General features: G+C 67.5%; 19 protein-coding genes. 11 read left to right on the plus strand and 8 right to left on the minus strand.

Translation table 11 applies throughout. The features are described from left to right. The first annotated feature begins 35 nt into the window (after window positions 1–35). From AC3G88_RS11085 to AC3G88_RS11110, 6 genes are all read left to right on the plus strand, one after another. Window positions 36–3,353, plus strand: coding sequence for an acetyl-CoA carboxylase family protein (locus AC3G88_RS11085; RefSeq protein WP_488772467.1), 3,318 nt, complete (start codon window positions 36–38; stop codon window positions 3,351–3,353). A 43-nt stretch (window positions 3,354–3,396) separates the two neighbouring features. Next, window positions 3,397–5,862: a CaiB/BaiF CoA-transferase family protein gene (locus AC3G88_RS11090; protein ID WP_488772466.1), complete on the plus strand. Its 2,466-nt coding sequence runs from the start codon at window positions 3,397–3,399 to the stop codon at window positions 5,860–5,862. A gap of 57 nt (window positions 5,863–5,919) precedes the next feature. Continuing rightward, entirely contained in the window at window positions 5,920–6,918 is a 999-nt protein-coding gene (locus tag AC3G88_RS11095) for a Bug family tripartite tricarboxylate transporter substrate binding protein (RefSeq protein WP_488772465.1), read from the plus strand. Between the two features lie 199 nt (window positions 6,919–7,117). Further along, window positions 7,118–7,528 (plus strand): cupin domain-containing protein, encoded by a 411-nt coding sequence (locus tag AC3G88_RS11100; RefSeq protein WP_488772463.1) that lies wholly within the window; start codon window positions 7,118–7,120, stop codon window positions 7,526–7,528. Between the two features lie 63 nt (window positions 7,529–7,591). Further along, entirely contained in the window at window positions 7,592–8,575 is a 984-nt protein-coding gene (locus AC3G88_RS11105) for a Bug family tripartite tricarboxylate transporter substrate binding protein (protein ID WP_488772462.1), read from the plus strand. 10 nt (window positions 8,576–8,585) lie between these two features. Then, window positions 8,586–9,758, plus strand: a complete 1,173-nt coding sequence (locus tag AC3G88_RS11110; RefSeq protein WP_488772461.1) for an acyl-CoA dehydrogenase family protein — start codon at window positions 8,586–8,588, stop codon at window positions 9,756–9,758. Window positions 9,759–10,041: 283 nt separating this feature from the next. On the opposite strand, the gene AC3G88_RS11115 is transcribed toward AC3G88_RS11110, so the two are convergent. Beyond that, window positions 10,042–10,224 (minus strand): glycine zipper 2TM domain-containing protein, encoded by a 183-nt coding sequence (locus AC3G88_RS11115; RefSeq protein WP_488772459.1) that lies wholly within the window; start codon window positions 10,222–10,224, stop codon window positions 10,042–10,044. Window positions 10,225–10,583: 359 nt separating this feature from the next. On the opposite strand from AC3G88_RS11115, the gene AC3G88_RS11120 reads away from it, so the two are divergent. Then, complete coding sequence (locus tag AC3G88_RS11120; RefSeq protein WP_488772458.1) at window positions 10,584–12,650, plus strand: putative bifunctional diguanylate cyclase/phosphodiesterase; 2,067 nt, start codon at window positions 10,584–10,586, stop codon at window positions 12,648–12,650. Between the two features lie 65 nt (window positions 12,651–12,715). Here AC3G88_RS11120 and AC3G88_RS11125 read toward each other — a convergent pair whose 3' ends face one another. Further along, on the minus strand, window positions 12,716–12,976 hold the full coding sequence (locus AC3G88_RS11125; protein ID WP_153948481.1) for a copper resistance protein CopQ: 261 nt from the start codon (window positions 12,974–12,976) through the stop codon (window positions 12,716–12,718). Between the two features lie 337 nt (window positions 12,977–13,313). On the opposite strand from AC3G88_RS11125, the gene AC3G88_RS11130 reads away from it, so the two are divergent. Continuing rightward, on the plus strand, window positions 13,314–13,619 hold the full coding sequence (locus tag AC3G88_RS11130; protein ID WP_488772456.1) for an H-NS family nucleoid-associated regulatory protein: 306 nt from the start codon (window positions 13,314–13,316) through the stop codon (window positions 13,617–13,619). Between the two features lie 28 nt (window positions 13,620–13,647). Here AC3G88_RS11130 and AC3G88_RS11135 read toward each other — a convergent pair whose 3' ends face one another. The 5 genes from AC3G88_RS11135 to AC3G88_RS11155 form a co-directional block, all read right to left on the minus strand. Continuing rightward, on the minus strand, window positions 13,648–13,992 hold the full coding sequence (locus AC3G88_RS11135; RefSeq protein ID WP_488772455.1) for a copper-binding protein: 345 nt from the start codon (window positions 13,990–13,992) through the stop codon (window positions 13,648–13,650). Between the two features lie 42 nt (window positions 13,993–14,034). Beyond that, a complete protein-coding gene (locus AC3G88_RS11140; RefSeq protein ID WP_488772454.1) occupies window positions 14,035–15,348 on the minus strand; it encodes a multicopper oxidase family protein in 1,314 nt (437 codons plus the stop codon). Window positions 15,349–15,350: 2 nt separating this feature from the next. Next, complete coding sequence (locus AC3G88_RS11145; protein ID WP_488893391.1) at window positions 15,351–16,799, minus strand: TolC family protein; 1,449 nt, start codon at window positions 16,797–16,799, stop codon at window positions 15,351–15,353. Window positions 16,800–16,811: 12 nt separating this feature from the next. Beyond that, a complete protein-coding gene (locus AC3G88_RS11150) occupies window positions 16,812–17,177 on the minus strand; it encodes a hypothetical protein (protein WP_488772452.1) in 366 nt (121 codons plus the stop codon). Between the two features lie 152 nt (window positions 17,178–17,329). Continuing rightward, window positions 17,330–17,821, minus strand: coding sequence for a hypothetical protein (locus AC3G88_RS11155; protein WP_488772451.1), 492 nt, complete (start codon window positions 17,819–17,821; stop codon window positions 17,330–17,332). Window positions 17,822–18,037: 216 nt separating this feature from the next. On the opposite strand from AC3G88_RS11155, the gene AC3G88_RS11160 reads away from it, so the two are divergent. Genes AC3G88_RS11160 through AC3G88_RS11170 form a run of 3 tightly spaced genes read left to right on the plus strand, consistent with a single transcriptional unit; the run spans window position 18,038 to window position 20,637 of the window. Continuing rightward, the gene (locus tag AC3G88_RS11160; RefSeq protein ID WP_092598032.1) at window positions 18,038–18,715 is read left to right on the plus strand and encodes a heavy metal response regulator transcription factor; all 678 of its coding nucleotides are present in this window, start codon (window positions 18,038–18,040) and stop codon (window positions 18,713–18,715) included. Window positions 18,716–18,725: 10 nt separating this feature from the next. Further along, window positions 18,726–20,180, plus strand: coding sequence for a heavy metal sensor histidine kinase (locus AC3G88_RS11165; protein WP_488772449.1), 1,455 nt, complete (start codon window positions 18,726–18,728; stop codon window positions 20,178–20,180). A gap of 46 nt (window positions 20,181–20,226) precedes the next feature. After that, window positions 20,227–20,637 (plus strand): VOC family protein, encoded by a 411-nt coding sequence (locus tag AC3G88_RS11170; RefSeq protein WP_092598035.1) that lies wholly within the window; start codon window positions 20,227–20,229, stop codon window positions 20,635–20,637. Between the two features lie 42 nt (window positions 20,638–20,679). Here the strand turns inward: AC3G88_RS11170 and AC3G88_RS11175 are convergent, their stop codons facing one another. Further along, a complete protein-coding gene (locus AC3G88_RS11175) occupies window positions 20,680–23,841 on the minus strand; it encodes a CusA/CzcA family heavy metal efflux RND transporter (RefSeq protein ID WP_488772447.1) in 3,162 nt (1,053 codons plus the stop codon). Between the last annotated feature and the right edge of the window lie 7 nt (window positions 23,842–23,848).

The raw sequence follows: 23,848 nt of genomic DNA on the forward strand, positions 1-23,848 counted from the left end.
GACACCAGAACATCAGAACAACACAGGAGAGAGACTTGAAGAAGCTGCTGATTGCAAACCGGGGCGAGATTGCCCTGCGTATTTTGCGGGCCGCGCGGGATCTGGATATCGGCACCGTGGCGGTCTATGCGCAGGACGACGTCAGCGCGCTGCATCGCGTGCTGGCCGACGAGGCCGTGGCGCTCGATGGCGCGGGTCCGGCCGCCTACATCGACATCGCGGGCATCGTCGCCGCGGCCAAGGCCACTGGCTGCGATGCCGTCCACCCGGGCTATGGCTTCCTGAGCGAGCGCGCAGACTTTGCGCAGGCGTGCGCGGCGGCCGGCATCCGGTTTATCGGCCCCGACGTCGAGCATCTGGCGATCTTCGGCGACAAGGGCCGGGCGCTGGAACTGGCCGTGCAGAGCGATGTGCCGGTGATGCCGGCCACGCATGGCGGTGCAACGCTGGAAGAGATCACGGCCTTCTTTGATGCGCAGGGCGCGGCCGGCGTGGTCATCAAGGCGGTGGGCGGCGGCGGCGGGCGCGGCATGCGGGTGGTGCGCCGGCGCGAAGACGTGGCCGAAGCCTATGCGCGCTGCCGCTCGGAGGCGGCGTCGGCATTCGGCATCGACGCGCTGTACGCGGAGCGGCTGGTGGCGCGGGCGCGCCATATCGAAGTGCAGATTGCCGGCGATGGCATCGACGTGGTGGCGCTGGGCGAGCGCGACTGCACGCTGCAGCGCCGCCTCCAGAAACTGGTGGAGATTGCGCCAAGCCCGGTGCTCAAGCCTCATCTGCGCGAGGCCATCATCAAGGCCGCGCTGCGGCTGGCACGCCGGGTGCGCTATGCCAGCCTGGGGACGTTCGAGTTCCTGGTCGAGGAAAACGACGCGGGCGATCAGAAGGACTTCGTCTTTATCGAGGCCAATCCGCGCCTGCAGGTGGAGCATACGATCACCGAGCAGGTCACCGGCGTGGATCTGGTGGCGCTGCAGATCGGGCTGGCAGCCGGGCGCACGCTGGGCGACCTGGGGCTGGACCCGGCCGCGCCGCCGCAACCGCGCGGCTTTGCGATCCAGGTGCGCGTCAACGCCGAGATGACCGATGCCAACGGCCTGGCGCGCCCGGCGCACGGCCGCCTGGAGCGATTCGACCCGCCGACCGGGCCCGATGTCCGCGTCGATACCCATGCCTACACCGGCTACGAGCCGTCGCCGAATTTCGACACGCTGCTGGCCAAGCTGATCGTCAGCAGTGGCGCGCCGGACTTCGGCGCGGTGCTGCGCCGCCTGCAGCGCGCGCTGGCCGAATTCCGTATCGGTGGCGTGCCGACCAACCTGAACCTGCTGCGCGCGCTGGTGCAGCGGGACGAATTCCGGACCCAGGCCGTCCACACGCGCCATTTCGAGGCCATCCTGCCCGAGCTGGCCGCCGCCGCAGAACAGATTGCCGACGCGGGCCGCGCGCAGGACGCGCTGCTGGGCGGCACGACACGTCCGCCGGTCCACGGGCTGGCGCATGCGGCGGGGCCCGAGGAACAGGTCGACGAAGGGCTTGTTGCGATCCGCGCGCCGCTGACGGGCCGCGTGGTGGATATCGCCGTCGAACTGAACGCGCTGGTCAAGCCCGGCCAGACCGTGGCCGTGCTCGACGCCATGAAGATGGAGCACGCGATCGTGGCCGAGTGCGCAGGCCGTGTGGTGGACCTGCGCCTGGAGAAGAACGCGCTGGCGGCCGAGAACCAGATACTGATCGTGCTGGAAGCCGCCGATGCCGAGGGCGTGGCGGCCGACACCGCGCAGGCGCACGATGCCAACGCCATCCGCGCCGATCTGCAGCGCGTGCTGGACCGGCACGCCCTTCTGCATGACGCCGCGCGTCCCGATGCCGTGGCGCGGCGCCGCTCGCGTGGCCAGCGCACCGCCCGCGAGAACATCGCCGACCTGTGCGATGCCGACAGCTTTGTCGAATATGGCGCGCTGGCGCTGGCCGCCCAGGCAAGCCGCCGCACCCGCGAAGATCTGATCGCCAACACGCCGGCCGATGGCCTGATTACCGGCATAGGCAACGTCAATGCCGATCTGGTCGGCAAGGAGCGCGCCCGCAGCGCGGTAATGGCCTATGACGCCACGGTGATGGCGGGCACGCAGGGCAAGCGCAACCATATCAAGACAGACCGCATCGTCGAGGTGGCGCTGCGCGACGAACTGCCGCTGGTGCTGTTTGGCGAAGGCGGCGGCGGGCGGCCCGGCGATGTGGACTTTCCGTCGGTGTCGGGCCTGTACCAGCCATCGTTCGCGGCCTTTGCCGAATTGAGCGGCCAGGTGCCGGTGGTGGGCATCGTGTCGGGCCGCTGCTTCGCGGGCAATGCGGCGTTCCTGGGCTGCTGCGATGTCATCATTGCCGACAAGTCGGCCAATATCGGCATGGCTGGGCCAGCCATGATCGAAGGCGGCGGCCTGGGCGTCTTCCGGCCTGAGGATGTGGGGCCCGCGCCGGTGCAGTTTGCCAATGGCGTGATAGACATCCTGGTGGAAAACGAGGCCGAAGCCACGCAGGCGGCCAAGCACTACCTGTCGATGTTCCAGGGGCGCGTCGCGCACTGGAGCGCGCCCGATCCGGCGGCGCTGCGCCACGTGGTGCCGGAGAACCGCCTGCGGGTCTACGACACGCGCAAGGCCATCGAGGGCATTGCCGATGTGGGCAGCGTGCTGATGCTGCGCGGCGGCTTTGGCGCGGGCATCCATACGGCGCTGGCGCGCGTGGAAGGCCAGCCGGTGGGCATCATGGCCAACAACCCGTACCACCTGGGCGGGGCCATCGACGCCGATGCGGCCGACAAGGCGTCGCGCTTCATGCAGCTGTGCGACGCGCATGGCCTGCCGATCGTCTCGCTGATCGACACCCCGGGGTTCATGGTGGGCCCCGATGTCGAGGCCCGTGCGCAGGTACGCCACGTATCGCGCATGTTCCTGACGGCGGCCAAGCTGCGCGTGGCGCTGCTGGCCGTGACGCTGCGCAAGGGCTATGGCCTGGGCGCGATGGCCATGGCGGGCGGCGGCTTTCGCTCGGCGAACTTCACGATCTCTTGGCCGACCGGCGAGTTCGGGCCGATGGGGCTGGAGGGCGCGGTACGGCTGGGCTTCAAGAAGGAACTGGAAGCGGTGCCCGATGGCCCGGAGCGCAAGGCGTTGTTCGACCGGCTGGTGGCGCAATCGTACGAGCGCGGCCACGCGATCAACACGGCGGCGGCGGTGGAAATCGACGCGGTGGTCGATCCGGCCGACACGCGCAAATGGATCGCCCAGGGCATTGCGTCGGCGGAACTGCGCGGCCGCCGCGCGCGCCGCGGCTTCGTGGACGCCTGGTGAGCGCCCCCGTGGACGTTCGGAACCCAAAAATCAGGAGACATTCATGACCAGGAATGGTCCAGATCCGGCGCAACTGGCGCTGGGGGGATTGCGCGTGCTGGAAATCGGTACCGGGCCGGCGCTGGCCTACGCGGGCAAGCTGTTTGCCGATTTTGGCGCCGAGGTCATCAAGGTGGAAGAGGCGGCCGGCGATGCCTGGCGGCGCATGCCGCCGTTGATCGACCCCCCCGGCGGCGGGCAGCCCGAGAGCGCACTGTTTGCGTGGCTCAATACGAACAAGCGCAGTGTCGTCGCCACGGGCGGCGCCGAGGACGACGCCTGGCTGGCGCAGTTGGCCCGCACGTGCGATGTCGTGCTCGATGCGCGGGCGCTTGATGCAGGCATCGCCGTGCTTGAGCGGCCGGTGTGGCGGGCGCCGGGCGACGCCCACGGCCATGTGCCCATCGACATCGCGCTGACGTGGTTCGGCGAAAGCGGCCCATACAGCCGGTTCGCGGGGACCGAGGCGGTCTGCCGGGGGCTGGCGGGAGCCGTACATGGCAGCGGGCCGGTGGAAGGCCCACCGCATATGCCGCACGACGTGCAGACGGGCATCGTGGTGGGCCTGAGCGCATTTTCGGCGGCAGTCGGGGCGCTGCTCGGCACCGGCCAGGGTAGCCGGCGTTATGTGCTGAGCCTGCACGAGTGCATCTTCAGCGTGGTGGAGATGGAAGCGGGGATGGTGCAGGACAAGCGCCACCCGCTGCGCCGCATGGGCGTGAACCGCTTCTGCGGCACGCATCCGGGTGGCATCTACGAGACCGCCGATGGGTGGATCGGCATCTTCACGCATACCTTGCCGCAGTGGAAGGCGCTGTGCGAGGCGATCGGGCGTCCCGAACTTGGCAGCGATCCGCGCTTTGCCAGCGGGCCAGAGCGCATGCTGGTGGCCGACGAGATCGACGCATTCCTGAAGCCGGCGCTGCGCGGGCGGACGGCCGAAGAATGGTTCGCGCTGCTGGGCGACAAGAAACACCCGGCCGTGGTGGTGCCCAGCATGGCGACGCTGCTGGGGCAGGCCGTGCATCGCGAGCGTGGCGCGTTCGTCCCGGTGGAACTGGAAGGCGTGACGTTCGAGGGCCCCGTGGTGCCGCTGCGGCTCGACGATGCCGGGCCGCTGCCCGGCGGCAAGGCGCCGGTGCTGAGCGCGGATACCGCGCGCTATCGGCATGCGGGTCTCGATCATCATCCGCGGCAGGCTCTGGCCGCAGCGCCCGCCGGGCGCTTGCCGCTGGAGGGCATCCGCGTCATCGACCTGACCATGGGCTGGGCGGGGCCGCTGGCCACGCGGACGCTGGCCGATCTGGGCGCGGAGGTCATCAAGGTGGAAAGCACGGGCTATCCGGACTGGTGGCGCGGCGCGAATTTCACCGACGAGTTCTACCGGGACAGGCTGTACGAGAAGAACTCGAACTTCAACATGATGAACCGCAACAAGCTCGGCATCACGCTGGACCTGACGCAGCCCGAAGGCAAGGCGCTGTTGCTGGATCTGGTGGCGCACGCCGACGCGGTGATCGAAAACTACTCGGCCGAGGTGCTGCCCAAGCTCGGCCTGACCTACGACACGCTGCGCGCCCGCAATGACCGGCTGGTGATGGTGTCGATGCCGGCCTTCGGTCTGGGCAACGCGTGGAGCAACACGCGCGCCTATGGTGGCACGCTGGAACAGGCCAGCGGCCTGCCGTGCTACACGGGCCACCCCGAGGGTCCGCCGGCCATGACGTCGTACGCCTACGGCGATCCGATTGGCGGGCTGAACGCCGGCGCGGCGCTGCTGGTGGCGCTGTTCGCCCAGCGGGCCACGGGCAAGGGGCGGCATCTGAACCTGTCCCAGGTGGAGGCCATGCTGGCGCTGACCGCGCCGTACATGATCGAGCAGTCGGTATCGGGCCGCGTGGCACCGCGCCAGGGTAATCGCCATCCGATGGCCGCGCCGCACGACTGCTACCGCTGCGCGGGCGACGACGGCTGGATTGTCGTGAGCGTGACCGATGCCCAGTGGCCTGCGCTATGCCAGGTGATCGGCCGCGTTGACCTGGCCGAAGACACGGCGCTGGCCGATGCGGCCGGCCGGCGCGCGCAGCATGACCGCATCGACGCGGCCATTGCCGCCTGGTGTGCGACGCGCGAGCCCGACGACGCCATGCAGCAGCTTCAGCAGGCCGGCGTGGCCGCCGGCGCGGTCAAGCCCATGTGGCAGGTGCTGCAGGACCGCCATCTGCACGCGCGCGGCTTCTGGTGCGAGGTGGAGCGGCCCTACGTCGGGCGCTATGCCGCCAGCACCAGCTGGTTCCGTGGCATCGACGGTCCCGCGCCGATTCGCCGGGTGTCGCCCACGCTGGGGCAGCACACCGACCAGGTGCTGGCCAGCGTGCTGGGGCTCGGCGCCGAACAGCGCGAGGCGCTGGCGCGTCGGGGCATCACCGGACAGACCGCCCGGCCCAAGGGCGCCGGGACATCGGCCTAGCCCGATGTCCTGGGCAGGAAACGCCAGATTCCAAGACCAATACGACAAGGAGACAACATGAACCGACGCGCACTGACCGCCGCCATGGCAATGGGATGCCTGCTGGCCGTGGGGCTGCCCGGCACCGCTGCCGCACAGGGCAGCCAGGCCGGCAACTGGCCGAACAAGCCGATCCGCATGATCGTGCCGTTCCCGGCCGGATCGTTCACCGACACCGTGGCACGCGTGCTGTCGGAACGGCTGACCAGATCGCTGGGGCAGCCGGTGGTGGTGGAGAACAAGGCCGGCGCGAACGGCCTGATCGGCGTGGGCGAGGCGGCGCGCGCGGCGCCCGACGGCTACACGCTGCTGGTGACCAATTCCAGCAGCGTCACCATCAATCCGCATATCTACAAGAAGGCCAGCTACAAGGCCCGCGACCTGGCGCCGGTCACGCTGGTGCTGGAGGCGCCGTTCATCCTGGTGACCAATCCCGAATGGTCGCAGAAGCACGCCGTGGCCACGGTGCCCGACCTGGTCCGCTACGCGTCGCAACATCCGGGAAAGATCAGCTACGGCTCGGCGGGCCCCGGCAACATCGCCCACCTGAGCTTTGCGATGCTGAACAACCGGGCCCGGATCAACACCACCCATGTGCCGTACAAGTCCGCCGCCCAGGCGGAAATGGCGGTGATCAGCGGCGAGCTCGATACGGCTTTCGATACCTGGACCGCGCTGCCGCAGATCAAGGCCGGCAAGCTCAAGCCCATTGCCGTCAGCTCCACGCGGCGCATGACGCAGTTGCCTGACGTGCCGACCGTCGAAGAGGCTGGCCTCAAGCCGTTCAATTCCACGTTCTGGATCGGCCTGCTGGCACCGGCCGGCACCCCGCAGCCGATCGTCCAGAAACTGCACGCGGCCACGCGCGGCGTGCTGGAAGACGAAAAGGCCAAGGCGGCGCTGAGCCAGCAGGGCGATGTGGTGATGGTGGACCCGGAGAACTTCGCCAGGCGGGTCGAGAAAGAAGAAGTGAGCTGGGATGCGGTGATCCAGAAGGAGAACATCACGCTGGATTGATCGACGGAGCGGTGCTGCGCGGCGTGGCTGGGTGCATCCCGGTCACGTCTCGATGTGACGCTTTCGCGGGCCATCGGTACCAATCCCTAGTTGACGTCGTTTTTCATGGGCATAAAATCGGTTTCATAAACATGAAAACGGAGCGCCGACCATCCGGTCCGACGCCGCCATGGCGCCATCATTTGGAGACAGCCCACCCATGACCGCATCGTCCGCCGCCGATCAGGCGGCTCCTTGCTATTTTGTTCGCACCGAAGAGGTTGCCGGCTATCACCCGGCCAACCATGTCGGCACCCTGAACCGTCGCATCATCGGCCGCGAAAATGTGGGCGCCACGCAACTCGAAGTCATCCACGGCACCATCGAGCGGGGCAAGGGCGCGCTGCCGCACGCGCACCCGGGCATCGAGCAGGTCTGCTACGTGCTGGAAGGGCGTGCGCGGGCCGAGGTCAATGGCCAGGCGCGCGAACTGGGGCCGGGAGACTGCTGCTTCTTTCCGGCCGATGCCATGCATGTGTTCACGGTGATCAGTGACGAGCCCGTGAAGCTGCTGGTGATCTATGCGCCACCTTACGAGGAATCACCGGATCGCGTGATTCGTCCGGCCTGAATATCGCAGTCGGCTGGACCATCAAAGGCCTTGCAGCCGCCCAACACCCTGGAGGAGATCACCATGCCGAATTTCCGCGTGCGGCGCACGCTTGTCGCCGCCATGCTGGCGCTACCCGCGACGGCGCTGCCGCTGGCCGCGCAGGCAGCCGACACTTATCCAAGCCGGCCGATCCGGCTGGTCGTGCCATTTGCCGCGGGCAGCGGTACTGACGCCGTGGCGCGCATCACGGCCAAGGAACTGGGCGACGCGCTGGGCCAGAACGTGGTGGTCGACAACCGGCCCGGCGCCAACGGCGCGATTGCGGCCGAACTGGTGGCGCAGGCCGCCCCCGACGGCTACACGCTGTTCATGACGACGAACACCACGCATTCGGCCAACCCGTCGTTGATGAAGAAGCTGCCCTACGACCCGATCAAGGATTTCACGCCGGTGGCACGCATGGGCAATCTGCCGTTCATGCTGGTCATCAATCCGAAGCTGCCGGTGAAGACCGTGGGCGACCTGATTGCCTACGCCAAGGCCCATCCGGGCATGTCATACGCCAGCGGCAACAGCACCGGCATCGTGTCCGGGGCCACGCTGGGCCGCATGGCCAACATCGACCTGTTGCACGTGCCCTACAAGAGCACGCCGCCGGCCATGACCGACGTCATTGCTGGCCAGGTGCCGATGATGTTCGTCGATGTGGCGGCCGGCATCGCCAACGTCAAGGCCGGCAAGATGCGCGCGCTGGCCGTGACCACCGCGCAGCGCAGCCGCCTGCTGCCCGACCTGCCGCCGATTGCCGACACGCCGGAGCTGAAGGGTTTCGACATCACGTCCTGGAACGGCGTATTCGCGCCGGCAAGGACGCCGCAGCCGGTTGTCGAGCGGTTGAACCGCGAATTGTCGAAGATCGCCGCCAGCAAGGAGGTGGCACCGAAGTTCGAGGCGCTGGGCTTCGAGGCGTTCGGCCAGACCCCGCAGCAGTTCACGGCCTTTGTCGGCAGCGAACTGGTGAAGTGGAACAGGCTTGTCAAGGACGCGGGCATCCAGCCGGAATAAGGAGCACCGGATGAATTTCGAAAGGACACCCGAGCAGAACGCCATCGTCGATGCCGTGACGCAGTTGTGCAGCGACTTCGGCCCGGAGTACTGGGCCGAACTGGACCGCGAACACCGGTTCCCCGAAGCGTTCCACCAGGCCATGGCCGGGGCGGGCTGGCTGGGCATCGCCATGCCCGAGCGATTCGGCGGTGCGGGGCTGGGCATCACCGAGGCGGCACTGATCATGCAGACGGTGTCGGCGTCGGGGGCGGGATTCTCCGGCGCGTCGGCCATCCACATGAATGTGTTCGGCCTGAACCCGGTGGTGGTATTCGGCAACGAGGCCCAGCAGGCGGCCGCGTTGCCGCCGCTGATCGAAGGCCGCGACAAGGCCTGCTTTGCGGTGACCGAGCCCGATGCGGGGCTGGACACCACGCACCTGAAGACGCAGGCCGTGCGTACCGCCGACGGCAGCGCCTACCGCGTGGATGGCCGCAAGATCTGGATTTCCACGGCGCAGGTGGCCACGCGCATGCTGCTGCTGGCGCGCACCACGCCGCTGGACGCCGTGAGCAAGCCCACGCAAGGCCTGAGCCTGTTCTATACGACGCTGGACCGCAACCACATCGAAGTGCGCGAGATCGACAAGATGGGGCGCGGCGCGGTCGATTCGAACATGCTGTTCATCGACGGTCTGATGGTGCCGGCCGAAGACCGCATCGGCGAGGAGGGCAGGGGCTTCGAGTACATCCTGCACGGGCTGAATCCCGAACGCATCCTGATCGCGGCCGAGGCCGTGGGGCTCGGCCGTGCCGCGCTGGAAGCCGCCACGCGTTATGCCCGGGAGCGCACCGTGTTCGGCCGGCCGATCGGCCAGAACCAGGGCATCCAGCATCCGCTGGCGCAAGCCTGGATGGCGCTGGAGGCGGCTGACATGATGGTGTGGAAGGCGGCCTGGCTCTACGATCAGGGCAAGCCGTGCGGTGCAGAAGCCAACGCGGCCAAGTATCTGGCGGCGGAAGCGGCGCACCAGGCGTGCCAGACGGCCGTGCTGACGCTGGGCGGGATGGGCTATGCGCGGGAGTACCACGTGGAACGCTACCTGCGGGAGTCCTATATCCCGCGCATCGCGCCGGTCAGCGCCCAGCTGATCATGTGCCATATCGCGGAGCGCGTGCTGGGGCTGCCGAAGTCGTACTGAAGCCGAAAAAGGAAAAGGAAAAAGGAAAAGGCCCCGGACCTGTGAAGATCCGGGGCCATTTTCAGTGCAGGTTTCCCGCTGCCGCGCCATGACGATCCGTGAGGATCTGACACCGTTGAGTGCCACGCTGCCTTTCAGCGATGAAAACGTCCAATCATCGTTGAAAAGCACCTAGGCCGATGCTCATGGCGCGGCGCGCGGCGGCATGTTCTTCCCATCTAAGAGCCCATGCCGCGCAAATCTGGATGACCCTGCCCGCCATCCAGACCGCGGAAATCGTCAATCACTTGCCAAGCTCGTGGCCAATCACGCCACCCACCACGGCGCCACCGACCGTTCCGGCCGTGCTGCCGTGCGTGGCCTCATGGCCCACCACACCGCCTGCCACCGCGCCGGTTGCCGTGCAGCCCGACAGGGCCCAGCAGCACGCGCCGAAGGCGATCACGCCTGTGATTCGCTTCCACATGATGTTCCCCTACGTTGGCGCCACGCGGTTCCTGCTGTTGTGGCGCGGCGGCGTCTGTCGTTCATCACGCCTCAAGGATAGGTCCGGGCCGCCGTCGAGCCTTTCCGGCGGGCGCTGATTGCACTGTAGGAATTTGTCGGACGGTCGCAACAGGGGGCCTGCAAGGCGTGTCAACCGTGCAAACGTACGAAACCATGGGGTGCGTGTAGCGGCCGCAAGCGGGCTGATGCACAATCCCCCGCTTCAGTCTGGGCTGAAACGACCGATAACCGTTGGCGGTGCCGGAAATTTCACGCCGGGCACGCCTGACCCTTCAGAATGGCGGCCTGCCGCAAGCCACTGCCCCGTCACCCGCTGCCATGATGTCGCCCCGTTTCGACGCCTCCCTCGTCCTGATTTCCGTGCTGGTTGCCGTGCTGGCGTCGTATACGGCGCTCGACATGGCGGGCCGCATTTCCACCGCCGCCCGTGGCCGTTACGCGCGGATGTGGCTGGCCGGCGGTGCCGTGGCCATGGGGCTGGGCATCTGGTCGATGCATTTCATCGGCATGCTTGCCTTCAGCCTGCCGATTCCGCTCGGGTACGACGTGTCCATCACCGGGGCGTCCTTGCTGATTGCCGTGCTGGCGTCGGCATTCGCGCTGCGCCTGGTCAGCCAGGAGTACCTGCCGCGCAGGCGCCTGGCGCTGGGGGCGCTGGCGCTGGGCGCGGCTGTCTCCAGCATGCACTACACGGGCATGGCGGCCCTGCGCATGCAGCCCGGTATCGATTACGACCCCTGGCTGTTCCTGCTGTCGATCGGGATTGCCGTGGCGGCTTCGGGCGCGGCCCTGTGGATTGCCTTCCGCCTGCGGCGCAGCATGCCGCGCGTGCATCAATTGCGGTTCGGCGCCGCGCTGGTCATGGGCGGGGCGATCGCCGCCATGCACTACACGGGCATGGCGGCGGCGCGGTTTCCGCTGGGCAGCATCTGCGGCGCGGCGGGCTCGGGCGTGGACAGCGGGGCGCTGGCCCTGCCGATCCTGGTCGTCACCGTATGCGTGCTGGCCGTGGCGCTGATTACCTCGGTGCTCGACATGCGCCTGGAAATGCGGACGGCCGTGCTGGCGGACGCGCTAGGCGTGGCCAACAAGGAGCTTGAATTCCTGGCCCTGCACGACAAGCTGACGCACCTGCCCAACCGCGTGCTGCTGGAAGACCGTTTTCAGCAGGCCATCCAGGCAGCCACCCGGCAGCCCGGCACATTTGCGGTGCTGTTCGTGGACCTGGACGGATTCAAGGGCGTCAACGACACCTACGGCCATCAGATGGGCGACAGCCTGCTGGTGGAGATTGCCGGGCGCCTGCGCGCGTCCGCCCGTTCCGAGGACACCATCTCGCGCGTGGGCGGCGACGAATTCGTCGTGCTGGCCAGGGTCGACGAACCGGCCGACGCCGGTGTGATGGCCGAGCAGCTGATCGAGGCGCTGCGCGAGCCGGCGCACGTGGCCGGCCATGCGCTGCATGTGTCGGGCAGCATCGGCATCGCGCTCTATCCGGCCGACGGCGCCGACCAGGACACGCTGATGACCAACGCCGATGCCGCGATGTACCACGCCAAGGCGTCGGGCCGCAACGCGTACTGCTTCTTCGAACGGTCGATGAACCACCAGGCGCGCGTCCAGCAGTCGCTGATCCAGGACCTGCGCGGCGTGGTGCGCACGGGCCAGCTCGAACTGCACTACCAGCCCAAGTTCGCGGCAACGGACAGCCGCCTGGTGGGGGCCGAGGCGCTATTGCGCTGGCAGCACCCGGTACACGGCCTGCTGATGCCCGACCAGTTCATCGGGCTGGCCGAAAAAACCGGCGCCATCGTGCCGATCGGCAAATGGGTGCTGAACGAGGCCTGCCGCCAGCTGGCCGCCTGGCGTGCCCACGGTCATGTGGACTGGTCGATGGCGGTGAACCTGTCGGCGTTGCAGTTCTGTCACGCGGGGATGATCGAGACCGTGTCCGATGCGCTGAAGCGCCACGGCATCCCGGCCGCAAGCCTGACGCTGGAAATCACCGAAAGCACGGCCATGCGTGATGTGGAAGAAACGCTCGCGATCATGACGCAGCTCGACGACATGGGCGTGCGCATTGCCATCGACGACTTCGGTACCGGCTATTCGAGCCTGCTGCACCTGAAGCGCATTCCGGCCAGCGAACTGAAGATCGATCGCGGCTTTGTGCGCGACCTGGCGGAGGATTCGGAAGATGCGGCCATCGTGTCGGCCATCGTTGCGCTGGGCCGTACGCTGAACCTGCAGGTGGTGGCGGAAGGGGTGGAGACCGCCGCGCAGCAGTCGTTCCTGGCGGGGCTGGGGTGCGATGCGCTGCAGGGTTACCTGTTGGGCCGGCCGGTGCCCGCCGCGCAATTCATGAGCCAGGCGGCGACGCGGTAAGCGCCGCCGCCTGGCGGTTCGGGCCGTATCAGCCCGGATCTGGCCCGAGCGGGCCATGGCGTGGATCAGGCACCGTCCGTGTACGGGCTGCGTGCGTCGCGCACATCATGGGCGCCATCGACGAACGGGTTGCGCGCATCGCGCACGTCGCGGGCGCCATCGGTGTACACGTCGCGGGCACCCACGCGTTCGACGATGCCATCACGGTTGGTGACACGTGCGCCGTCGGTGTAAGGGTCTGCGCTGCGCGGCGCGGCGTTGACCATGGTGGCGGCACCGGCCAGCGTAGTGGCGAGGGCGGTATAGAGCAGGGCTTTCTTGAGCATGTGGATTCCTTGGATTCGAGGATGGAGGCAGTTCGGTGTGTCGGTGGTTTGTACCGGTCGTCATGCGACCTTGGCTTGCAGTCTATAAGCCGGGTAGCCACGCCAACATGACCAACGCATGACAGATTCGTCATTCGTTCGCGCGCCGCGCGGCGCCATGGGCACTGTCGAACCCTGCGCGGCGAATGCAACATTCCGGCGGTAATCGGCGGATTCCGCGGGAGCCGCGCCAACAAGCTGTAGAATCCGTGCTGGTCCGCCGGATTTCCTGCCCGGACCGCTCCCCCCTTCGAATTCTCCAGCCCGCCCGCAAGGTGGCGGGCGCGCACGATAAGTCATGTCCGAGTCTGATGCAGCCAAACAAGCCGCGGTGGCATGGATCCGCGAGCAGATGGATCACCATGGCCTGACGTTCGACCATCTCGTCGAAGCAGGCTGCTTTACCGATGCCGACACCGATGATGGCGCCGATGTGGCGCCATCCGCCCCCGACGCCCAGCCGCCGGTGGCGGGCGCCGCCGCGCCGCGCGCGATGTATCGCAACGCGATGGGTCAGACCTGGGACGGCGTCGGCGAGTATCCGGACTGGCTGCAGCGCGCCGTCAACGCCGGACAATCGATCGACTTCTACCGCGTCGACTGAGGCGCGCACGTCCGATATTGGCTGCCGGTTACTGCACGACGGCCAGCGAGGTCACCGTCAGCAGCCCGTCGACACGGTCGACGGTGAACCGCACCTTGTCGCCCGCCTGCACCCGCGTGAGCATCGCCGGGTCCTTCACCCGAAAAATCATCGTCATCGCACCCATGTCGAGGTTGCCGATCGGCCCGTGACGTATCGTCAGCTTGCCGGCCTCGGCATCGACCTTGCGGATTTCGCCGTCCACTTCGGGTAACGGCGCCTGCGCCGTGGCGGCTGCCACCGGCGCGTCGGGCGCGTCGGGCGCACCGGCCGTCAACGCCATCGCAGCGGGGGATGCCCCGGCCAACAGGGCCAGCAGCATTGCGGTTGCCATCGTGTTTTTCATTGCTGTCCTTCGGTCGATGCGGTAGAGCGTCTATCGCGTACGGCGCGGCGCCTGCGCCACGGGTTCGGTGTATTCAAATGCCACGGTGCCCCTGGGATGCCGATACCAGCCTGGATCGCGGTAGTCATTGGCTGCCATGCCCGCACGCACCTTGAGCGTGGTGAACATGCCGCCCATCTCGATGGGGCCAAACGGGCCCTGGCCGCTCATCATCGGCAGCGTGTTCTCCGGCAGCGGCATCTCCATGCTGCCCATGTCGGCCATGCCCGCCTGCCCCATCGGCATGTAGTCGGGCACCAGCGCATTCATGCGGCTGGCCAGGTCCTTCTGCTTTACGCCGATCATCGTGGGCAGGTTGTGGCCCATCGCGTTCATCGTGTGGTGCGACTTGTGGCAGTGGAACGCCCAGTCGCCCGGGTTGTCGGCCACGAACTCGATGACGCGCATCTGGCCCACCGCGACATCGGTGGTCACTTCCGGCCAGCGCGCCGACGGCGGGACCCATCCGCCGTCGGTGCCCGTTACCTCGAAGCGGTGGCCGTGCAGGTGGATCGGGTGGTTGGTCATGGTCAGGTTGCCCATGCGGATGCGCACGCGGTCGCCCAGACGCACGGGCAGCACGTCGATGCCGGGAAACACCCGGCTGTTCCACGTCCACATGTTGAAATCGGACATCTCGGCCACGCGCGGCGTGTACGAGCCGGGGTCGATGTCGTAGGCGGCGATCAGGAACACGAAATCGCGGTCCACGCGCTGGGCGGCGGCGTCGCGCGGGTGCACGACGATAAAGCCCATCATGCCCATGGCCATCTGCACCATCTCGTCGGAATGCGGGTGGTACATGAAGGTGCCCGCATGGCGCATCTCGAACTCGTAGACGAACGTCTTGCCGGGCGGGATATGCGGCTGCGACAACCCGCCCACGCCGTCCATGCCCGCCGGCAGCAGCACGCCGTGCCAGTGCACGGTGGTGTGTTCCGGCAGCTTGTTGGTGACGAAGATGCGAACACGGTCGCCTTCCACGCATTCGATCGTCGGTCCTGGACTCTGGCCGTTGTAGCCCCACAGGTGGGCGGTCATGCCGGGCGCCATCTCGCGTTCGACTGGTTCGGCCACCAGATGGAATTCCTTCCAGCCGTTGCGCATGCGCCAGGGCAGCGTCCAGCCGTTGAGCGTGACCACGGGCTGATAGGGCCGGCCGCTGGCGGGCGCAAGCGGCGGCTGGGTGGTGGCGCTGTGCTGCAGCGGGGCCTCGGGCAGGGCGGCGGCGCCGGCGCGCGACACCATTGCCGTGCCGAGCATGGCCGCCGCCGATTGTCCCAGGAAATTGCGTCGGGAAACCATTGTCATTGTCCTTGTGGGGTCGTGGCGGCAGGGGTGGCCGCTTTGGGGGCCGCTGTGGGGGCCGATGTGGGGGCCACTGGGGGCGCGGCTGCGGCGTCGGGTAGGCGGCCGCCCAGCGCGCCGCGCAGGTCGGCGTCGGCCAGCCAGAAGTCGCGCTGCGCATCGAGATAGCCGTTCACGGCGTTGACCTGCTCGCGCGCGTCGGTCAGCAGTTCGAACACGCTGACCAGCATGCCGTTGTAGCGCAGCAGGCTTTCATCGACGATGCGCTTGCGCAGCGGCACCACTTCGTCGCGATAGTGCAGGGCGATGTCGTAGCGCGCCTGGTAGCCAGCGTAGGTCTCGCGCACCATCGACCGGGCGTTGATCGCCTGTTCGGCCAGCCGCGCCGCCGCCTGCATGTAGACGGCTTCGGCGCGGGCCACCCGGGCCCCGCCCCAGTCGAACAGCGGCACCTCGATGTCGATGCCGTAGCCCGTTTCGCGCGGCCGGCTGGTCTCCGAATTATGGAGATAGCTGACGTCCAGCACGCTGATGAAGCGCGTGGCGCGGGTCAGGCCGAGCGAGCGCGACAAACTGTCCAGTTGCAGACGACCGGCCTGCAGGTCAAGACGCTGCGAAATCGCATAGCCTTCCAGGTCCTGCATGGCCGGACGCGCCCTGGGCAGGTCGGGCAGGCGGTCCGGCAGCGTATAGGCGATGTCGGCACCCCACAGCCCCAGTTCGCGCGTCAGCTGTTCGCGTGCCGACAGCGCCCGTTCGCGGGCGCGCGCCAGCTGCGCTGCGGCATCGGCGTAGAAGGCTTGCTCGCGGGCATGGTCGAGGGCGCTGACGTTGCCGGCGCGGGCCAGATCGCGCGCGAACAGCGCGCCGGTTTCGGCGGCCCGGCGTACCTGATCGGCATAGCGGGCGGCCTGCTCGGCGGCAACGGCCTGTACCCAGGCACGACGGGTGGCTTCGGCGCGGCGCAGTGTGGCATCGGCCACGGCCAGGCGCGTCTGCGCAAAGCGGCCTTCCTCGATGCGGGCGGCAAAGGGCAGCGCCAGCAGGTTCATGAGGCCGATGGTGACAGCCCGGTCGATCTTGAGTTCGTCGCCCGACGTCTTGCGGCTGAACGAGAAACCGGGGTTCGGCAGGCGCGTGGCCTGCACGTAATCGGCCTCGGCAATGCCCAGGTCGGCGTACTGGGCCTGCAGCCCGGCGTTGTTGAGCAGTGCGACCTGGATGGCGGCATCGGCATCTAGCGGTTTCGCCAGAAGCTCGCGCGTGCGGTCGCGCAATGCACTGCTGTCGGCATCGCTGCGCGCCCAGACGGCGTCCTTGGCCAGCCTGTCGCGCGCGGTGTCGGCGACCGGGCCGAAGCCGCCGTCGGGCGCAAAACCCGCACACCCGGTGAGCACGATCGCGGCGGTCAGCGGCACTGCAGCGCGACGAAAAATTGCATTCATCATGGCTGGGCTCCGTCAGTGCGCGTGATGGCCGGCATGGCCACTACGGTCGGCCTGGCCTGCCGCCGGTGCGGATGCCGGCGCGGCAGTGGTGCCCTGCGGCATGTGGTGGCCGGCATGCGGGTCGGCCGCCGGCGTGGCGCCTGGTGTGACATCGGCATTCGACTGGCGCCAGGACGAGACCTTGGGGCTCTGGTAGGGGACGTAACCGGCCATCGGCGCGATGTCGGGCAAGGCCGGCACGGGTGCGGCAGCGTTCAGGGGATCGGGCAGATCGGGCGGGTGGGCCGGATGGACGGCAGGCGCCGACGCCTGGGCCACGGCAAGGACCGGGGCAAGCGTCAGCAGCCAGGCCACGGCGACGGTACGCACGGCGGGCATGACAACCTCTTGAATCTTGATCGGCCGCACGCGGCGGTTCAGGCCGTGCGGCAGGCAAATACAGGGGTGGATTGGCGCGGACGAGTCAGTCGGCCGCGCCCTCGGCGCCGGTCAGGCGCGGGGACGAGCGTGCGAAGGACGCACCTCGGGTGTCAGCAGCGACGGGCAGGCGGCCGGTCGGCAGGCAGCGGAAGCTGGCTGGCAAAGCTGGCCGGCGTGGCCAGCGGCAGGGCATGGCGGCGGTGTTGCAACGCCACGAGGGGGATTTCCGGCAGCAACATGGCGCTGGCTGCGCAGGCACCGCACGCGCTGCAGTGTCCTGCGGCATGGTGCGCATGGTTGGTCGGCTGGTCAGGCGTGGCACCGGCAGGCGGCGCGTCGTGCCACACTGGCATATCGGCGTCGTCGCTCATGCCGGCCTGGTGGCAGTGCGCGTGGTCCGTCTGGCCCATCTGGCCCGACTGGTCCATCACCAGCACCGCCTCGGATTCAGCCTCCGCCTTGATAGCGGCATGGCGTTCCGGCATCGACAGGCCCGCGGCTTGCGTGACGCTGCAGATCATCATGACTGCTGCCGCGGCGCCCTGGATGGGCAACGCGAACATGGCAAGACACAACAGGAAGCTGGCGATCAGACGTTTCATCAGAATTTGACTAGACCTGCCCGGTCAGGGACGCGGCAGGCTGCCACAATCGGGGCAGCGGGCATTGTACTGTGTTTGAAGGCAGGATTTCGCCGATTGACGATGACATTCCTGCAATGTTCCACAAAATGCGTCTAACCTCGGATAGTGTCTAGGTTCTGCAATAAACCGAACAGGCGGCACCGGCGACGAGCCGGCGCCCGGAAGTGAATCCCCATGCGTATCCTGATTGTCGAAGACGAACCAAAGGCCGGCGATTACCTGCTCAAGGGCCTGACGGAGTCCGGCTTCGTGGCCGACCTGGCGCGCGACGGCGTGGACGGCCTGTCCCATGCCCGCGAGCAGCACTACGATTTGATCGTCCTGGACGTGATGCTGCCCGGCATCGACGGCTGGCAGGTTCTGCGCGAACTGCGGCGCGACAAGGACACGCCGGTGCTGTGCCTGACCGCGCGCGACGAACTCTCGGATCGTCTCAAGGGTCTGGAACTGGGCGCCGACGACTATATGGTCAAGCCGTTCGCGTTCGCCGAACTGGTGGCGCGCATCCGCACCATCCTGCGCCGGGGGCCGCTGCGCGAGAGCGAATTCATGGAAGTGGCAGACCTGCAGATCGACACGATCCGGCGCCGCGTCACGCGTGCCGGCCAGAAGATCGACCTGACGTCGAAGGAATTCGCGCTGCTGCAACTGCTGGCGCGGCGTCGTGGCGAGGTGCTGTCGCGCTCGCTGATCGCCTCGCAGGTGTGGGACATGAACTTCGACAGCAACACCAATGTGGTGGATGTGTCGATTCGGCGGCTGCGCGCCAAGGTGGACGACCCTTTCCCGAAGAAGCTGATCCATACGCGCCGTGGCATGGGCTACGTGCTCGATGAGTCGGAAGAAGCGTGAGCGTCGCAGCATGAGGCGCCTCGTGCGCATGCGGCGCGCGCTGAAGGCGTGGATGCCGGCGTCGCTGACCACCCGGCTCGCGCTGGCCTATGGCCTGACCACGGCCGCGATCCTGGTCGGGGTAGCTACCTATCTGTCCAGTGCCCTCGGCAGCCAGTTGCAGTCGCGCGACGAATCCGAACTCGTCGGCGAAGTGCTGCTGGTACGCCATCTGCTGCGCGAAGTGGCCGACGAAACCGAAATCCGCACCGATACGCATCGTTTTGCAGATATTGCGATGGGGCACGAGGGGCTGATCCTGGTCGTGCGCAACGCGTCGGGCGATCCCCTGATCTCGCTGAATCCCCATAACGAAACCCTGCCGCCGTTGCGTGTGCTGCCGCTGTCCACGGCCCCGGACAAGTCGCAGCTGCAGACCTGGCATCCGCGCAATGGTGTGCCGTCGCGCGGCATGGCCGCGCTGGGTCAGATTGGCGACACGGGGCGCACCGTCGAAATTATCGTGCTCAGCGACGCTGGCTACCGCGTGGCGCTGATGCGCGAGTATCGGGGCGAACTGCTGGGTGCGGTGCTGTGCGGGGCCATCGTGGCGGCGGCGCTGGGTTTCGTGCTGGCCCGGCGCGGGCTGCGCATGTTGCGGCGCATGGCCAGCGATGCGGCGGCGGTGACCACCAGCCGCCTGGCGACGCGGCTCGATGTCGGCGGCGCGCCTGAAGAACTGCGTGAGCTGGCTGGCGCGCTGAACGGCATGCTGGCCCGGCTGCAGGACAGCTTCACGCGCCTGTCGCAATTTTCGGCCGATCTGGCACACGATTTCCGCACGCCCATCAGCAATCTGGTGGGGCAGACGCAGGTGACGCTGGCCCAGCGCCGTACGCCGGCCGAATATGAGGCGGTGCTCGAATCGAACCTGGAAGAGTACGAGCGCCTGTCGCGCATGATCGAGAACATGCTGTTTCTGGCGCGCGCGGACAACGCACAGGTGGCGCTGGGCGCCCGCCCGCTCGATGCACGGGCCGAACTCGACAAGGTGGCGGAGTATTTCGAGGCCGTGGCGGCCGACCGGAACCTGACGGTGATGGTCTCGGGCCACGCCACGGTCGTGGCGGACCAGACCTTGCTGCGCCGCGCCATCATCAACCTGCTGGACAACGCGCTGCGTCATGCGCCGGTGGGCAGTGCGGTGCGCATGGCGGTGGCCCGCAATGGCACCGATGTGACCGCGATCACAGTCACCAACGGCGGCCCGGCGATCCAGGCCGATGCCTTGCCGCACCTGTTCGGGCGCTTCTACCGTGCCGATCCGTCGCGCCGGAATTCGTCGGGCTCCACGGGGCTCGGTCTGGCGATTGTCGACACGATCATGCGGCTGCACGGTGGCAGCGTGTCGGTGACCAGTGTCGACGAACAGACCCGCTTCGAACTCGAGTTTCCTGACAATTCTGTCAGTAGGGCAGGCGCATAATGGCGCCGCGCGGACTATCCGTCCGCGGACCCTACAGGAGACCGACATGCAGGTGCAACCGTATCTAGACTTTGGCGGACGCTTTGACGAGGCCATGGCCTTCTATGGCCAGGTAATGGGCGCAAAGGTGACATTCCTGATGCGCTACAAGGACACTCCGCCGGGCGGTGGCGAGCCGCCGTCGGCGGCATGGGCCGAGAAGGTCATGCACGCCAACGTCCAGATCGGCGATAGCCAGATCATGGCGTCGGACGGCCGGGAAGGACAGACCCCGGCGTTTTCGGGCTTCATGCTATCGGTAGGCTACGTCCCGAACGCCGAAGGCAAGCGCATTTTCGACGCGCTGTCCGAAGGCGGACAGGTCATCATGCCGTACCAGAAGACCTTCTGGGCCGAAGGCTTCGGCATGGTGGTCGACAAGTTCAAGATGACCTGGATGGTGAACTGCGAGCATTGAGGTTTGGCCGGCCCCTCCCGTAAGCAGGAGGGGCCGCCCGCGTCAGTGCAGGACGGAGCCGGCCGGTTCGACCGCCGTTTCCGTCCGGCGCCCATGCGCCCACCTGTACAGCACCGGCAGTACAAGCAGCGTCAGCGCCGTCGATGACAATATCCCGCCAATGACCACGGTCGCCAGCGGCCGTTGCACCTCGGCGCCAGTACCGGTGGCAATGGCCATCGGCACGAATCCCAGCGAGGCCACGAGCGCCGTCATCAGCACCGGCCGCAGGCGCGTCAGCGCCCCGTGGAACACCGCGTCATCGAGCGACTCGCCCTGCTCGCGCAGGCCGCGGATGAACGACAGCATCACCAGCCCGTTGAGCACGGCCACCCCGGACAGCGCGATAAAGCCCACCGCAGCCGAAATGGACAGCGGAATCCCGCGCAGCCACAGTGCCAGCACGCCGCCGGTCAGGGCAAACGGAATGCCGGTGAACACCAGCAGGCCGTCGCGCGCATTGCCGAACATCACGAACAGCAGCACGAAGACCAGCAGCAGCGCCAGCGGCACCACGATCCGCAACCGCTCGGTGGCGGACTGCAGTTGCTCGAACGTGCCGCCCCAGGCAACCCAGTAGCCCGCCGGAATCTGCACGCGCGATTCGATGGCCGACATGGCCTCGGGGACGAAGCCGCCCACATCGCGGCCGCGCACGTTGGCGCTGATCACGATGCGGCGCTTGCCGTTTTCGCGCGATACCTGGTTGGGGCCCGGCGATACGTCGAGCGTAGCAATTTCGCCAAGCGGGATATAGCTCGTGCCGCCATTGGCGCTTCGGGGCAGCGGAATCGGGAGGCGCCGCAGGGCGTCCACCTCGGCGCGGATGCCCTCGGGCAGCCGCACGCCGATATTGAAGCGGCGGTCGCCCTGGTAGAACACCCCCGCGTCGCGCCCGCCGATGGCGATGGCCACGGTGTCCTGCACGTCGATCATGTTCAGCCCGTAGCGCGCGGCGCGGGCGCGGTCCACATCGACGGTCAGCACGGGCAGGCCAGTGGTCTGCTCGACCTTGACTTCCGTGGCGCCGGGCACCGACTGGAGCACCTGGGCGATCTTCTGCGCCGTGGCGTCCAGCACCGCGTTGTCGTCGCCAAACAGCTTGACCGCCACATCGCTGCGCACGCCGGAAATCAGCTCGTTGAAGCGGAGCTGGATCGGCTGTGAAAACTCGTAGCGATTGCCCGGAATGGTCTCCAGCTCGGCCTCCATCGCCGCGCGCAGCGCGTCACGCGAGCGGCCCGGGTCCGGCCACTGGTCGTGCGGCTTCAGCATGATGTAGGCATCCGACGCATTGGGCGGCATCGGGTCGGAGGCAATCTCGGCCGTGCCGGTGCGCGAGAACACGCGTTCGATTTCAGGAAATTTCTCCTTGAGACGGGCCTCGATCTGCTGCTGCATCGCCACCGACTGCGTCAGGCTGGTGCCCGGAATGCGCAACGCCTGCACCGAGAAGTCGCCTTCGTTCAGGTTCGGGATGAATTCGCTGCCGAGGCGCGTGGCCAGCAGGCCGCTAAGCAGGATGGCCACCACGGCTGCCGTCAGCACCACCGGCGTATTGGCCAGCGCATGCTTGAGGGCGGGCTCGTAGCAGCGCCTGGCCCAGCCCATGATGCGGTTCTCTTTTTCGGCGACACGGTCACCGATGAACAGCGCGACCGCCGCCGGCACGAAGGTCACGGACAGGATCAGCGCGCCCAGCAGCGCCACCACGACTGTCATCGCCATCGGATGGAACATCTTGCCTTCCACGCCGGTCAGCGCAAAGATCGGCACGTAGACGATCATGATGATCAGCTGGCCGAATACCAGCGGGCGCCGGGCCTCGCGGGCCGCGGCAAACACTTCCTCGAAGCGTTCCGCGCGCGTCAGCGGGCGGCCCAGCCGTTCCCGGGCATGGGCCAGGCGTCGCACGCAGTTCTCGACGATCACCACCGCGCCGTCGACGATGATGCCGAAATCCAGCGCCCCCAGGCTCATCAGGTTCGCGCTGATCCGGTATGTGACCATGCCCGTGAACGTGAACAGCATCGACAGCGGAATCACCATCGCCGTGATCAGCGCCGCGCGCAGGTTGCCCAGGAACAGGAACAGCACCGCGATCACCAGCACGGCGCCTTCGAGCAGGTTCTTCTTGACCGTGCCGATGGCCTTGTCGACCAGCGTCGTGCGGTCATAGACCGTGACGGCCTTCACGCCGGCCGGCAGCGACTTGTTGATCGCGGCCATGCGCGTGTCCACCGCCCGCGACACGGCCCGGCTGTTCTCGCCGATCAGCATGAACACCGTGCCCAGCACCACTTCGCGGCCATTGTCCGTCGCGGCCCCGGTGCGCAGTTCGCGGCCCAGCCCCACGTCGGCCAGGTCGCGCACGCGGATCGGCTGGCCCTGCGCCGTGCCGACGATCACCTCGCGGATATCGTCGATCGACTTCACCTGCCCGGGCGCGCGCACCAGGTACTGCTCGCCGCGCCGCTCGATATAGCCGGCGCCGACGTTGCCGTTGTTGCGCTCCAGTGCCTGCACCACATCCTGCAACGACAGCCCGTAGGACGCCATCTTCTCCGGGCTCGGCGCCACCAGGTATTCCTTGGCGAAACCGCCAATCGAATTGATCTCGGTCACGCCCGGCACCGTACGCAGCTGCGGCTTGATGATCCAGTCCTGGATTTCGCGCAGGTCCGTGGGCGTGTACGCGGTGCCGTCGGCCTTGCGCGCGCCGGGGTCGGCTTCCACGGTCCACAGGTAGATTTCGCCAAGGCCGGTGGAAATCGGACCCATCTGTGGCGAAATGCCGGAGGGCAGGTGCTCGCGCGCTTCCTGGATGCGCTGGTTGACCAGTTGCCGCGCGAAGTAGATGTCCGTGCCGTCCCGGAAGATCACGGTGATCTGGGACAGGCCGTAGCGGGACAAGGACCGCGTCTGCTCCAGACCCGGCAGGCCGGACATCGCCGTCTCCAGCGGATAGGTCACGCGCTGCTCGGCTTCCAGCGGCGAATAACCGGGCGCCTCGGTGTTGATCTGCACTTGCACGTTGGTGATGTCGGGCACGGCATCGATCGGCAGGCGGCTGTAGTTGTAAACACCCAGGCCGGCCATGGCGAGCACGCCCAGCATGACCAGCCATCGCTGTGCGATGGCAAACCGGAGAATACGTTCGAACATGGCGGCC

The organism is Cupriavidus sp. 86D6 (assembly GCF_057815095.1).